Annotated in this window: 9 protein-coding genes and 3 pseudogenes; 5 read left to right on the forward strand and 7 right to left on the reverse strand. The window is 67.1% G+C overall.

Going from position 1 to position 12,837, the window contains the following annotated elements; genetic code table 11:
* Nucleotides 1–386 precede the first annotated feature (386 nt).
* Together ACWCQK_RS40575 and ACWCQK_RS40580 are read right to left on the reverse strand one after the other, a co-directional pair.
* Entirely contained in the window at nucleotides 387–1,328 is a 942-nt protein-coding gene (locus ACWCQK_RS40575) for a CU044_5270 family protein (protein WP_451164082.1), read from the reverse strand.
* A gap of 2 nt (nucleotides 1,329–1,330) precedes the next feature.
* Nucleotides 1,331–1,912 (reverse strand): RNA polymerase sigma factor, encoded by a 582-nt coding sequence (locus ACWCQK_RS40580; protein ID WP_451164096.1) that lies wholly within the window; start codon nucleotides 1,910–1,912, stop codon nucleotides 1,331–1,333.
* Nucleotides 1,913–2,632: 720 nt separating this feature from the next.
* Between ACWCQK_RS40580 and ACWCQK_RS40585 the strand changes: the two genes are divergently transcribed.
* Nucleotides 2,633–2,812: a hypothetical protein gene (locus ACWCQK_RS40585; protein WP_451164098.1), complete on the forward strand. Its 180-nt coding sequence runs from the start codon at nucleotides 2,633–2,635 to the stop codon at nucleotides 2,810–2,812.
* On the opposite strand, the pseudogene ACWCQK_RS40590 reads toward ACWCQK_RS40585, so the two are convergent.
* Nucleotides 2,795–4,017: pseudogene (locus tag ACWCQK_RS40590) on the reverse strand (IS110 family transposase). The gene ACWCQK_RS40585 and the pseudogene ACWCQK_RS40590 overlap by 18 nt on opposite strands.
* Nucleotides 4,018–4,593: 576 nt before the next feature.
* On the opposite strand from ACWCQK_RS40590, the pseudogene ACWCQK_RS40595 reads away from it, so the two are divergent.
* A pseudogene (locus ACWCQK_RS40595) lies at nucleotides 4,594–4,803 on the forward strand (zinc ribbon domain-containing protein); the annotation flags it as partial.
* Between the two features lie 264 nt (nucleotides 4,804–5,067).
* On the opposite strand, the gene pepN reads toward ACWCQK_RS40595, so the two are convergent.
* Entirely contained in the window at nucleotides 5,068–7,527 is a 2,460-nt protein-coding gene (gene pepN, locus ACWCQK_RS40600) for an aminopeptidase N (RefSeq protein ID WP_451164084.1), read from the reverse strand.
* Nucleotides 7,528–7,884: 357 nt separating this feature from the next.
* Between pepN and ACWCQK_RS40605 the strand changes: the two genes are divergently transcribed.
* Nucleotides 7,885–8,205 (forward strand): hypothetical protein, encoded by a 321-nt coding sequence (locus ACWCQK_RS40605; RefSeq protein WP_451164086.1) that lies wholly within the window; start codon nucleotides 7,885–7,887, stop codon nucleotides 8,203–8,205.
* 306 nt (nucleotides 8,206–8,511) lie between these two features.
* Here ACWCQK_RS40605 and ACWCQK_RS40610 read toward each other — a convergent pair whose 3' ends face one another.
* Nucleotides 8,512–9,894, reverse strand: a complete 1,383-nt coding sequence (locus ACWCQK_RS40610; protein WP_451164088.1) for an alpha/beta fold hydrolase — start codon at nucleotides 9,892–9,894, stop codon at nucleotides 8,512–8,514.
* Between the two features lie 109 nt (nucleotides 9,895–10,003).
* Here ACWCQK_RS40610 and ACWCQK_RS40615 point away from each other — a divergent pair, with 109 nt between their 5' ends.
* On the forward strand, nucleotides 10,004–10,489 hold the full coding sequence (locus ACWCQK_RS40615; RefSeq protein WP_451164090.1) for a MarR family winged helix-turn-helix transcriptional regulator: 486 nt from the start codon (nucleotides 10,004–10,006) through the stop codon (nucleotides 10,487–10,489).
* 580 nt (nucleotides 10,490–11,069) lie between these two features.
* Here ACWCQK_RS40615 and ACWCQK_RS40620 read toward each other — a convergent pair.
* Both ACWCQK_RS40620 and ACWCQK_RS40625 read right to left on the reverse strand, forming a co-directional pair.
* Nucleotides 11,070–11,543, reverse strand: a complete 474-nt coding sequence (locus tag ACWCQK_RS40620) for a YxiG-like protein (protein ID WP_451164092.1) — start codon at nucleotides 11,541–11,543, stop codon at nucleotides 11,070–11,072.
* Nucleotides 11,544–11,690: 147 nt separating this feature from the next.
* Nucleotides 11,691–12,026 (reverse strand): annotated as a pseudogene (locus ACWCQK_RS40625) (cytidine deaminase family protein); the annotation flags it as partial.
* 395 nt (nucleotides 12,027–12,421) lie between these two features.
* On the opposite strand from ACWCQK_RS40625, the gene ACWCQK_RS40630 reads away from it, so the two are divergent.
* Nucleotides 12,422–12,837 (forward strand): PIG-L deacetylase family protein (locus ACWCQK_RS40630; RefSeq protein WP_451164094.1); only part of this gene is annotated, 416 nt, incomplete at its 3' end.

Below are 12,837 nucleotides of genomic sequence, written 5' to 3' on the forward strand. Positions count from 1 at the left end.
CCTCTTCGGAGCGGACCCTCACCCGGATCACCGCGCTGCCCGTCGGAGAGGACATCGAGGCCGGCGCGGCGTTCCGGGCTCGGCTTCACAGCCCGGGCCGCTGCCGTTGCCCACATAAGCTCAAAACGGTGGTCCCGACCACCTGGCCGGTCCGGGTGGTCATCGATGCCCACTCCGTCAAGGGCGCGGACAGTACGGCCGATTACGTAACTGCTCGAAGAGCAGGGAAGCAGCCTGCGTGAAGGCTTCTCAAGTTACTGGGCTACATGACCATGCTGAGGGTCGTGCCGCCGGTGCTTCGTGATGCCGGCTGCGTACCGGGGTTCCCGGTCCCGGACGGAATGCGGGACCGGGAACCGCGTTGGCGTCGTAAGCGGTCCGATTGGCTACGGTCGTTCGTTCTTTTCGTCTACGAGGGCGACTTCCTTGCGGGAGTTGTCGATGATGACGTCTCCCTTCTTCCAGCGGTCCCCGGGGTTGGCGTCAGGATCTTGATTGTCTTTCTGGGCGATCCAGCGAGACCCCATGTAGAGGTAGGTTTGCGGGTTGAAGAGGAATTCTTCTCGTAGTGATCCCTCCTGTTCGCTGCCCGGTAGGTAGATGGCGATGGCATCGCGCTTGAGTACATCGGTGGCGCGGGCCGCCTTGATCCCTGGGATAGTGGCCAGGGCACGGTAGACGGCTGCAAGGCCCTGCGGCGGCGCGGGATAAGAATCTGCGAGCCCCTTCAGGGCTCGAAAGTTGTGCTGGGTCCTGCTCTCGTGGCCGTCACTGGGGTAGAAGGCGCGGGCCTTCCTCTTCACCGCGTTCAGATCGCGGGGTAGACCGGCCAGGAAGCGATATGTCTCGCGTGGCGAGTGGTCATCTCCTGCCCGGCCGTTCTCGAAGGCGGGGTTGGCGTAGCGGGTCCATGACTCATGCTTTCTCAGCTGGTTTGGCCGCTCCTGGTCGGTCGCGTTGGCGTTAACTTCCCTGGTGTAGACCCAGTCGTTTTGCTGAAACACGGGTGCAGGACGTCTGGCGATTGCATCGGCCGCGTCGTTCAAGATCTTGGAGGCGCTGCCGAGCTGGCTGGTGTAGGCGGGCCGGGCGACCGGGACGAAGTCAGGTTCGGCGCTCTTGGTTTGCATTTGTCCGCCCACGAGGGCGATAGCGATGATTGTGGCCGCCGAACCCACGGCGGCCATCCGCCACCCGGTGAGCACCCGGTGTGCGCTCGCCTGGTCGCGAGTAGTCTGCAGCAGTGCCTGCCGTCCGGCGGCGAGGCGGAGGTGGTCCGGCTTCGGAGCGTTGGCGCGCAGGGCACGCAACTGAGTCATCTCGTCCATGTTTAAGCCACCTCCATGGCATCGATTGCGGGATCGGCGCCGAGCGTCGTGCGGATCTTGCGGCGGGCGCGGTTCAACCGTGAGCGCACCGTTCCTAGCGGGATTTCCAGGGCATCGGCGACCTCCTGGTAGCTGAACTCCGCCCATGCCACCAGCAGCAGCACATGGCGGTCTCCCGCCGACAGCCCAGCGAGCGCTCCAGACAGCTTTTGCTGCATCCCCTGCGCGACCACCCGACTGTCAACATGTTCCGCCCAGGACTCTGCCACCGGATCACAGCCCGTGCGGGCATAAGCCCTGAGCATCCGGACCTCCGAACGCTGCTGCCGACTGATTAGCTTCGCCGCAATTCCGTACAGCCATGGGCGCGCGCTGGCCGCGCTGGCATCGAAACGTTTACGGGTGCGGAAGGCGACCAGAAATGTCTCCGATGTCACGTCATCAGCTGTCTCCGAGCCCAGCCGGCGCGTCACGTAGCGATGGATATCCGCCGCGTACCGGTCATACAGATGAGCGAACACCTCAGGCTGCTGCAACGATTGGCCGATGGCAGCAGCATCGGACGATGGTGGCCCAGTCAACATGTACTCCAAGAACTCCGTACCGACCTGTCACCCCCTTGTTGCCCGAACCCGCTAAACGAGTTCACGACACCACCACACCGCAGCTCCACCGCGCTTCATAACGCCTTCCAGGCTTACAAAGATGAGTAGTGATTACTCTTACCTGTACAGGGCGATCCTGAAAACCATAGAAGAGGTATTTACGCACAGGCAATGAGAAGATTGCTCGATGGTTGACGTGCATGGTACCGCTCCTGTAGGCATCTAGGTAGGTTAGATAATGAAATATAGATCTTCAACTGAGGCTCGTACGCGGAGCGGCGCATCAGATTATTTCAGTTATGACGCCTCGATTTTTTGAGCGTTCCCTGATTGCCTCCGCAGGTGTTCATTGAAATCGATGATTAGCGTGCTCCATAAATTACGATACGAATTGATCAGACTTGGCGATGAACTGGTAGATGAGGCTGTTGTCTGACTCCGGCTCCGACTGCGCAGCCCTGGCCGGGTCCGGCAACTCGACGCCCGGCGCGAGTGACTGCGCCAGGCCGCGCCTGCGCACTCGTCATGCCATCCGCGCTGCTGCGCAACCAGGCGTCCATCTCTTGCTCTTCGCAGGGAATCCCGGCCTTCAGGCCAGGCGGGAATGCGGTCCTCGGCCCGGAAGCGTAAAGCGCCGGAGTTCTCTGCTCCTTGTGTGGTGACGGTCAGGCTGGGCGCTTCTGGTTCCAGATCCGCAACATGAGCAAGGCCCCCGCACTCAGGCCCGACCCCGACCAGGCGGGCGTGTTCCTGCCCAACTGGGCAGCGGCGAAGTCCGGGCTTAACCAGTCGATCCCGGATGCCGGTTGGGGGGTGTTCCTGACGATCCTGCACGCCAAGACACCTCATGGTTGCAACGTGTCAAGCAGCGGCGGGTAGTTGGATGCGGAAGGCGGGAGTCTCGTCGAACAGGATGTGCTTTTGGAGGCAGTAGTAGAGTGGGCCGATCATCTTGTTGAACAGGTTCCTCTGAGCGGCGGCGTGCCAGTCCCCGGCCTCGCGACGTCGGTCGTAGTGTGCTTTGGCCCCGGGGAGGCGGTCAGGGCTGCGAAGGCCCAGAGGTAGCCGGTGTGGTTGAGCCGGTCGTTCTTCACCCAGCGTCTGGTGATGCTGGACTTCTTCCCGGAGGCCCTGGTGACCGGGGATGCGCCGGCGTAGGCCTTCATACCGCGGGCGGTGGTGAAACGGGTGTGATCGTCCCCGATCTCAGCGAGGATCCGGGCGCCGAGCTGGGTTCCAAGCCCGGGGAAGCTCAGGATGATCTCGGCGTCCGGGTGCTGAGGGAAAGCCTCTTCCACTGCCTCGGCGAGCTGGTCGGCGGCGATGCAGGCGGCGTCGAGCTGCCGCAGCAGGGCGAGCATCTGCTTGCCGAGTGCGTCCTCGACCAACGGTGGCTGGTGCGCGTAGTCGGTCCGCAGCACCTCGCGGATGCGTTTGGCGTCGGTGTCGATCCGGCGCTGGCGACCGGCGCGTTTGAGGGCCGAGCGCAGTTGCACGATCGACAGCCTGGCGGCTCTCGTCGGGGTGGGTGCGAGTTCCAGCAGGACTCTGGCCTCGGGGCGGCAGAGGCCGTTCTGCCAGTGCAGGTGGGCGTCGAGGGCGGCGGGGAAGTACTCGCGCAGGAGCGAGCGGAGCTGGTTGGACAGCTGCTGCCGGTTCCAGACCGCGTCCTGCTGGGCGCGCGCGAGGACGGCGATGGCGCGTGCCAGGTCGCTGTCCTGCGGCAGCGGCCGATGCGCGTGCATATCGGTTCGCAGGATGTTCGCCAGGACGAGGGCGTCGCCGGGGTCGGACTTCTTCCGGGTGACCGCGTGGCGGTCGCGGTATCGGGCGGCGGCCATCGGGTTGATCGCGTAGACCTGCCGCTTCCCGGTCCTCAGCATGGCGACGAGCAGGCCGCGGGAGGTCTCGATGGCGATCGGAATGGGATCGTCCTCGGTGTCGCCGTGCTCCGCGAGCAGATCCAGCAGGATCTTGTAGCCGGCCGCGTCGTTGGTGATGTGGCGCTTGGCCAGGAGCTTGCCGTCGTCGTCGACCAGGGCGACGTCGTGCGTCTTCTCGGCCCAGTCGATGCCGCAGTAGATCTACTTCCCTCCTCTACGTGCCGGTGAGAGCGCATGCGGGGCCACGTAGCGACCTAATTCCAGGCCTCGATCAAGGACCGGGCCGACACCTCACGAGCCGTTCGTGGCACCAGCTCACCGCACGGGCCCCGGTCTGTTCCCAGAGCTCAGACGGCTCGGGGTAAGCGAGAGATCACCGTGCGACGGGCTCGCACTACCAACTCCAACGAGTGATCACGAAAACGGTGTTGACGCCGCTGGTGGCCGTGAAGGCGCCGCACGCCGCCGATCTTGGCGGAGACATCATGGCCGGGCTGAAAGAAGGCGTGCGTGCGGAGCCCACACAACCACCAGCAGCGTCAGCGCTGGGTGGGTGGCGGCCACGAGAGCACCGGATGGCACCGCTCTGTGGGAAGGCCTCCTGGCCGTGACGTTGAGATGTATCCACCGGAACTCACGAGACCACCACTCGCCAGCTGGGTTGCGTAGCCGTGCTCGTCGGAGACCTGGACGGCCCGGTGGAGTGCAGGCGTCACAACCTGTTCGAATCACCTCGCCGACCGGCGAGGGCCGGTGAGGTCCTTACAGGGGAATTAGGCTGAAAGCGTCGGACGGGAAGTGATTGCCGTGGACCCCCGCAACACCTCCCGCACCTGCCCCGCATGCGGGCACACCGCCAAGGAGAACCGGCCCACCCAGGAAAAATTCCACTGCCTCGCCTGCGGCCACACCGCCCACGCCGACACAGTGGGAGCCACCAACGTTCTACGGGCCGGGCTGGCCCGTCGCAACGCCCACCTGGCATAGCGGAAAGCCCCGTCCCACAGGGAGGAGTCACGAGACGGTTACGAACACCCGACGGCCGGGAGCGGCGTACCGTGCCGACAGCCCCTACGCTCACGTCCTCGCTGTTGCCCCGACCGCACCCGGGTGGTGAACCGGGCGCTGGGTCACCGGACGCGTCGGCCGGCCGCAGAGGGCTGGTGCGTCCGGCCGGCAGTGCATGCGCCGGGCAGGGCCCGCGACCGCCCTGCGGGCGGGCACCCGCACAAGGATCCGCGCCGCAGGCCTTCAGCCTCGGGAGCGCAACATGCGGCGCATCCGGTCGGCCCGGTCCAGGAGGTTTTTGCGGACGACCGGGACAGCCTGCGCCGCCAGCTCTTCCGCTCGCTTCAGGTAGGCCAGGTCGATACCGAAGAGCGGGAAGAGAGTTTTGGTGTAAGTCGTTGCCTGCATGGTTCCGCCGCGGTGGACGGTCGGCACGAGATCGAGGTAGGCCTGCGCGTGGGGCCTCAGCAAGTCGTCCTGACCGGCGCTCCAGAACGGCGCCGCAACTGAGTGGACCGAAGCGAGAGGCACCGCGCGGTCCGTCACCAGCGTCTGCCACACCGCGTTCTTCTCTGCCGCGTCCGGGGTCGCGGCGCGGACCTGGAGCCTGCTGATCCATGCGTCGGGGTCCGGGTCGCGGTCGAGCAGCGCCTGTGCCTCGGTGGCGGTCGGGCATCCGAGCTGAGCCTTGCGAACCAGTGCTCGCCACTGGAGATCGATGTCCTGCCCGGCCTCGGTCTGGAGCCAGGCCACTTCTTCCGGGCCGGCCGCGGTGCGAGCGAAGCCGCGCAACGCCGCTTTGCGGTAGGCGCCGACGCCGGAGAGGCTGCGGCACGCCGCGGCCACTGCCCGCAGCAATGCGTCCCGCTCCGACGTGGGGCTCCACAGATCTGCGGCCTCGACAGCCAGGTTGAGATACGGCTCGATCACCGACGCGGAGGTTTCGACAGCCAGCACTCCGGTCAGGCACTGGACGGCTTCGGCGGCGGTCGCCTCGCCGTTGATCAGCATGTCCCAGGCCGTGGTGACGGCGACACCCCGCGCGGTCGCAGTGGGCAGGCGGGCGGCGTTGGCGAAGAACGCGTCTCTGGTCGTGGCGTCAGGTCTCGTCGAGGCGAAGGTCAGGTCTTCATCGTTGACCAGATACAGGTCGGCTCCTGCCGGCAGGTCGAGCCGGGTCCGTTCGCCCGCCACCTCGACTTCGACGAGTGCCGTCCGCTCGAGGCGCTCCCCTGAACGCTTGTAGGCGCCGACGGCCAGCACTTGCGGGCGCGGCGGGCCCCCCGGGCCATGAGCGGCCAGGGCGAACCCGTCACTGTCGTGGTCGAGAGTGAGCCGGTCGGTGCCCGCTGTCTCCAGCCATCCCGCGCGCCACTGGTCCAGGTCACGTCCGCCGGCGTCGGCGACCGCGTCGATCAGGTCTTTCAGCGTGGTGCTGCCCCAGGCATGCGTGGCGAAGTAGCGGGTGAGGCCCGCGGAGAAGTTTGCTTCGCCGACGTACGTCATCAGCTGGTGCAGTACGGAAGCGCCCTTGGAGTAGGTGATGGAGTCGAACGTCGCTTCGGCCTCGGAGACGTCGCGGACCTGCTGACGGATCGGGTGCGTCGTCGGTCCCTGGTCCATGAAATACGCTTTGAGTTTCTCGCCGGCCAGATGTGCCGTCCAGGCATCGGTGTACGACGTCGCGCTCACCGCGGCCCAATTGCTCGCGAACTCCGCGAACGCCTCGTTCAGCCACAGGTCATCCCACCAGCGCATGGTGACGATGTTGCCGAACCACATGTGCGCGAGCTCGTGCAACAGATAGCGCGAGAAGATGTCCCACTCCGCGCGGGTCGGCGTGCTCCTGCGCAGGAACCAGTCCATCCAGGTGACGCAGCCGAAGTTCTCCAGCGCGCCGGGGAACTCGGGCGTGAAGACCTGGTCGTACTTGTGCTGCGGAAACGGCATGCCGAACTTGTCGGCGAAGAACTCGAGCCCCTGGGTGGTCAGGGTGAACAGTTCGTCGGCGTCCCGGTCCAAGATGGAGGCCAGCGACTGCCGGGCGAAGAGGCCGAGATCATGACCAGCACCGCGACGACGCAATTCGTAGTACGGGCCCGCGTTGATCACCGTGTTGTACGTCGCCAGCGGCGGCGTCGGCGGGAAGGTCCACCGCCGCAGCGAGCCGAGGTGTTCGATCTGCGGGTCACCGCTGTTGCTCAACACCCGCCAGCCGGCCGGAGCGGTCACGGTGAACGCCCACGGCGCCTTGAGGTCCGGCTGATCGAAGCAGGCCAACACGTACCGGGCGTAGTCGGGACTGAAGTCGGTGTAGACATACGTCTCGCCGTCGGCGGGATCGACTGCCTTGTGCACGCCCCGGCCGTCGGCCGAGCACTCCGCCACCGAGACCACCGTGAGGACGTTGCGCTCGGCAAGACCGGTCAGCGCGATCCGGCCCTCGACAGCCGGCCCCAGCACGACCCCGTTGAGCGTGGCGCTCTCCACCGCCGCCGCACAATCGACAAAGGTCTCGGCCCCGGGCCGGTGACACGTAAAGGTGATCGTCGATTCGCACCGGACCCGCGAGCCGGTCATCAGTTCCGAAAGGTCGACGGCAACGTCATACCGCTCGACCGCCAGCAGCCTCGCGCGCCCCTCTGCCTCGGTCTGGGTCAGGCTCCTGCCGCTCATCGCTTTTTCTCCCGGAGATTCGTTCATTCGCTGCGAACCACCCGCTCAAGAGGCCCACGTGAATCGGGTTTGTCCATCGCGTCGCCTATGGGTTGATCGGCGGCTTCCTCCCAGACCTTGGAGGACGGAGCACCCGGAAATGATAAATGATCACATCTCCGCTGTATGGAGCAGCTCCTGCTCATCCCTGTCGTGGAACCTGGCGATCACCCGATGGAGAAACAGGGTGTCCAGTCGCCTGCCATACGCTCGTCCGGCAGGGCGCGCCGGCCGGTGCTGACCGCGGCCGAGCGGAAACGGATCGGATTTCCGCTTGCGCAACCCACTTCAACGCCCCGACGTCCAACTTCATGACGGACGGCTGCCGATCACCTGGGAGAGCACGTGGCGAAGAGGGACCAGACGACGGACGCGGCGGGGGAGAAGGACCGCGAAAAGTGGATGGCGCGTTTCCAGGTACGGCTGGCCATGCAGCCGGGCGTGGACCGGGCGGTCGTGCTCCAGGCAGTCAAGGACGTCACGGCGCACTGCGCGCAGACGGGAGAGCACCCGCGGACCGCTTTCGGTGACCCGGACGCCTACGCGGTGCAGGCCGCCGAACGGCTGGTGCCGGCGGACCGGGCGGTGCGCGCCAGGCGGCACGACACCGTGGTGGACAAGCTCGACTCCGCGCTCAGGCGAGCCGGGGACATCGCCGGTCTGTGACCGGTTGAAGCGACTTCCGCCATGGCCCGGCGCACGGGTTCCGGCACAGTTTCCATCCGCCGCAGCGGCTGGGCAGCCCAGGCGATGGGCGGAGCGCCAGAGCCGGGAGACCCATCCTGCTGTGCGCGCTGTCAAAGCGTGAGCGTACCCAGCGCGGCCGGCGCGCCGGCCACCCACGCAACCTCACGGGGACCTGTCGACTCCAGCACCCCGGGCCCCATATTCGTCTCTGGACGGTTTGCCAGGCGGACTGGTCCGGCCGGCGGGCCGAAGTCCTGCGTCTCGGCGCGCTGTTGTGCGCGGTTCTTACCCGCGGACCGCCCTTGCCCCCAGCTCGTCGGGGGGCTGCGCGGCGGTGTGGAGAAGTGCGGCCATCAGGGCCGCTGCGGTGCCGGCTTCGAGGCCGTTGGCGCGGACGAGTGACTGCCATGTGCTGAAGGCGGCGGCGTGGCGGACTGCGGCCGTGAGGGTGGGGAATGTGGCCGGGGCGGGGGAGTAGCCCGCGATGAGGACCTGGGTGATCGCGTCGATCTTCGCCTCGTAGGCGTCCACGCTGGGTTTTATGCCGGGAATGTGGTCGCCGTCTTTGAGGACGTTGACCAGCATGGGCTCGACGGCGTCGTAGAAGCGGTACAGGTCGCTGAGCGCCCCGACGGCTCGCTCGCCCGGCGAGGGGATGTCCTGCCATCTCGTGGCGTCCGGCCAGGGGTTGCGCTGCCAGCACTCCGTGGAGCATGCCGTGAACAGCTCTTCCTCGGTGGGGAAGTGCCGGTAGACGGTGTGCCGCTGTACTCCGGCCAGCGAGGCGATGCCGGCGATGGTGGTGCGGGCGGGTCCGATCGTTCCGTGCAGCTGGATCGGTCCGGCGTCCAGGATCTCCCGGATGCGTGTGGCGTAGGCCCGCGGATTCGTGGTGTTCCCGTTGTGGCCGCCGGGCAGCTCCTGCAGTTCGCGGCCGAGCAGCGCGGCCAGGGCTGCAGCGGCCCGGTAGTCGAAGACATGGTGCGCGGTGGTGCGTCCGGCGGCGGGCACGATGCGGGTGCTGACGTCCTTCAGTGCCGCGATGTCGAGAGTGTCGTGAAGGACGGCGGTGAAGTCGTGCCGGAAGAAGTAGTCGAAGTTCGCGGCGCGCAGCGCGTTGATCGGCTGGGGCGTCAGACCGGGTTCCGCGTCCTTGGCGGCGAGGTCGATGCCCAGGGTCCTGGCGATCTCCGGGAGCGCCGCGGCCAGACCCTCGCGGAGGTAGAGGTCCTGGAGCGCGGCGAGTTCGCGCTCGTGACGGGCGCGTTCGCCGTCCGGCAGCAGGCGTGGGGCGACGGGCTCGTGGGCGATGAGGGTGCGGATCTGCCTGGGATGCCGCAGGGCCGCGTGCAGGCCGATGACGGCTCCGAGACTGCAGCCGAGCATGAGCGCGGGGGTGTCGGTGAGGGAGGCCAGCAGGCGGTGGACGTCGTCGGCGTGCTCGGCTAGCGTCGCGCCCTGCCCGGGGGCGTCGAGCCGGCTGCGGGACAGGCCGCGGCGGTCGTAGGTGAGCACGGTGTAGGAATCGGCGAGGCGGGCGACCAGGTCGGTGGTGCGGTCGGCGTCCCCCTCGCCGCTCTGCGAGATGAGCAGCAGCGGGCCGCTCCCGCGGATCTGGTAGTGCAGGACTGCGCCAGGAACGGCGAGCGTGCCGGTGGCCTCGGGCATGACGGGTCCCCCTTCTGTGGCGGGCCCTTTGCCGCGCCTGCCGGCCAACATAATCCATCGAATCAGATGCATCAATCTCGATGAATCCATTTCGATGTATGTTGGTTGGGTGCATGGAGTCGAGCTGTTCCTGCTGGGACGCGCCCTGATGAAGATCGGCGAGAAGGCCCTGCCCGAGCCTCCGGGTGCCGCCGGGCGCTATGCGGGCAGCGCCCGGACGGTACTGATCGTGGCCAGCGACATCGCCGCCCATCCCGACACCGCCGTCGGTGAGATCGCCGCCCGCACCGGTCTGCCGCAGAGCCAGGTGTCCTCCGCCATCGCCCGGCTCAAGGAAGCCGGTTCGGTGCAGACGGCTCCGGACCCCGCCGACCGGCGCAGGGTGCTGGTGCGCCAGGCCACCGAAGTGTCCGAGCGGGTGGCGCAGGTCCGCGCCGCCGGCATCGAGGAAGCCCTCGCCGGCGCACTGGGATCCGATGAGCCGCAGCGGCTGAGGGAGGTCTCGCAGGCCCTGGACGTGCTCGCCCGCAACCTCCTGCCGCCGTCGGCGGGACCGGAGTTCCGCCGCGCGGACACTGCGGCGCCGTCGGAATAGGGCCGCTGCTTCGGCGCGGTGGTCTTGAGAGGCCGGCTCCGAGACAGACGGGGCGAAGACCGGCTGCTTCGACTGACGCCTTGGGGTTCTCGGAGCCGGTGACGGGGCGCGCTGCCATCGATCACCGACCCGGCCACGGACTGAAAGCCCAGACCATCCGGGTTCTATCGGCCGTTACAGCACCTCGGCTCAGAGGTGGCAAACGACGGGCCCCGGGAGGATGGTCAGGAATCCCCCGGGGCCCGGCTCGGGGGGTGCACCGTTAACGACGCCAAGAACGCGCCGTCACGGCCCGCAGCCGATAGTTCCTCGCCGTACGTGGCGATCCACTCGTGGTGGGCGCGCGGCAGCGCACCACGCGGTTGGGTTGCGGGCTGTCGGTCGGCGCCCTGGGTCATGCGGACGCCTGCTGCCGTGCGAGTCCTTGAGCGCCATGCGGGCGCCAACGTCCCGGCCGGACGCTGCCGATATGGGTGCCGGCGATGAACCGGGACAGCTCCTGCAGACCGTGAGATCACCCCGCCCTATGACCAGAACAACGAAGCCGGGACGGGCCGGTCATGAACGGACGAACGCCGATTCAGTCCGTGACGAACGGGGCGTATCCGACTGGTACCTCGGTCACCTGCAGGTCGGAGAAGAGCAGGGTCAGCCGGTGGGCGTTGGTTTCGATGAGGACGTCGTGGAAGTCGATCCCAAGGGTGCGCGACCAACGGTGGGCCGCATCCGACTGCGGAAGCAGCTTTGCGCCTGGATACATCGGATGCCACTTCACGCCCCAGACAAATCCGTCGAGGTCCGCACCGGTCTCATGGTCAATGAGGCGATCATCCAGCGAACGCTGCCACGTCTCGGCGGGCACTGACGTCTCGCATCGGGCCTCGACGCAATACCGGAAGAGATACCGCAGGTATGACGGTACGACCTCAGTACTCGCAGCCGCCGTCATGTAGACGACGACCTCGTAGTCACGCATGTAGTTGGTGTACCCGTGGTGCACGACGGCGTGATCGAACGTCTCGTCCAGCATCTGTTCCAGTACTGCGGCATCCATGTCGCCGTTCTACCTCACGCCCCAATCTCCCCGGCGCGTGAAATGGCTGTCCGGCCGCAGAGATCGGCCGGACAAGTCCCAGTGCCGCATCAAGCAGCGTTCGCCCGTTGTCGGCCGGCGGTGCCGGCTCGTGCTGAGCGGCGCGGCCTACTCGGCGTCGAGCTGGTGGTCGGCCCAGACGTAGCTGTCGGGCAGCAAGCCGGTGACAAGAACGGTTCGGACGCGCTCACCCTCGCCGACGATGACCTTGAGGGCGGGAAAGCAGTCGAGAAAGGACCTGACGGCACCGGCCGCACGGGGGACGACCCCCCGGCCGCGGTCGCCCACGGCGACAATCGTGTCCAGCTCGTAGGCTCCCTGTGCGGCTGCCGCGCCGATGACGACCAGCTTGGCGCAGGGGCCTTCGGTGAAGTGGTAGGCGTTCACCGCCGTGACGATCCAGCCGTCCCGGGCGCGGGCCGCGGCCGCCACGGTGTGCTCGTCCGCCAGGTGATGCAGCGCAGGGCGGTGAACGGTGAACTGGGTCTCGATCCGGTTCAGCAACGAGCTGTTGGTTGGCGTGTGGGCGAATTCGGCGTTGCCGGCGGCGGCCCGGTCGCCGGCCCGGGATCTGGTCCAGCGCCTGCTCGTCATCGGCCTGGAGATCACCTTCTGATCCAGGTGCTCCGACCGCCCTGCGACCGAGGTGTCGAGGTGTTCCGTGTGCGCCGGGAACAGTTGGTCCAGCTGACGCTGTTGCATCGGCGGAGGGACCGGTGCCACACGGCGGGGAACACGGAGACCACAAGGTCGTCGCGCCGACTGGATCCGGGCCCTCAGGGTCGCGGTACGCCCGCCGCACACTTAGATCAAGACGTATTTCAGCAGGAGGACTTTTCATGACCGACCGGCCCTTGACGCTCATGGCCGTGCACGCCCACCCCGACGACGAGGCCACCTCGACCGGAGGGGTCCTTGCGCAGTACGCGGCAGAGGGCATCCGCACGGTTCTCGTGACGTGTACCGACGGCGGCTGCGGTGACGGACCGGGAGGTGTCAAGCCGGGCGATCCCGGACACGACGCGGCGGCCGTTTCCTTGATGCGCCGTCAGGAACTCGAAGCGAGCTGTGACGTCCTGAAGGTCAGCGATCTGGAGATGCTGGACTATGCCGACTCCGGGATGATGGGCTGGCCGAGCAACGACGCCCCCGGATCCTTCTGGCAGACTCCTGTGGAGGAAGGCGCCGCCCGGCTCGCGGACCTCATGCGGCACTACCAGCCCGATGTGGTCGTCACCTACGACGAGAACGGCTT

It is taken from the genome of Streptomyces sp. NPDC002306 (genome assembly GCF_053593435.1).

Excerpts from the sequence above, each read along its gene's own strand:
- ACWCQK_RS40575 (WP_451164082.1), bottom strand. The coding sequence starts at position 1,328 with ATGGACGAGATGACTCAGTTGCGTGCCCTGCGCGCCAACGCTCCGAAG.
- ACWCQK_RS40610 (WP_451164088.1), bottom strand. The coding sequence starts at position 9,894 with ATGCCCGAGGCCACCGGCACGCTCGCCGTTCCTGGCGCAGTCCTGCAC.
- pepN (WP_451164084.1), bottom strand. The coding sequence starts at position 7,527 with ATGAACGAATCTCCGGGAGAAAAAGCGATGAGCGGCAGGAGCCTGACC.
- ACWCQK_RS40580 (WP_451164096.1), bottom strand. The coding sequence starts at position 1,912 with ATGTTGACTGGGCCACCATCGTCCGATGCTGCTGCCATCGGCCAATCG.
- ACWCQK_RS40620 (WP_451164092.1), bottom strand. The coding sequence starts at position 11,543 with ATGGATGCCGCAGTACTGGAACAGATGCTGGACGAGACGTTCGATCAC.
- ACWCQK_RS40585 (WP_451164098.1), top strand. The coding sequence starts at position 2,633 with ATGAGCAAGGCCCCCGCACTCAGGCCCGACCCCGACCAGGCGGGCGTG.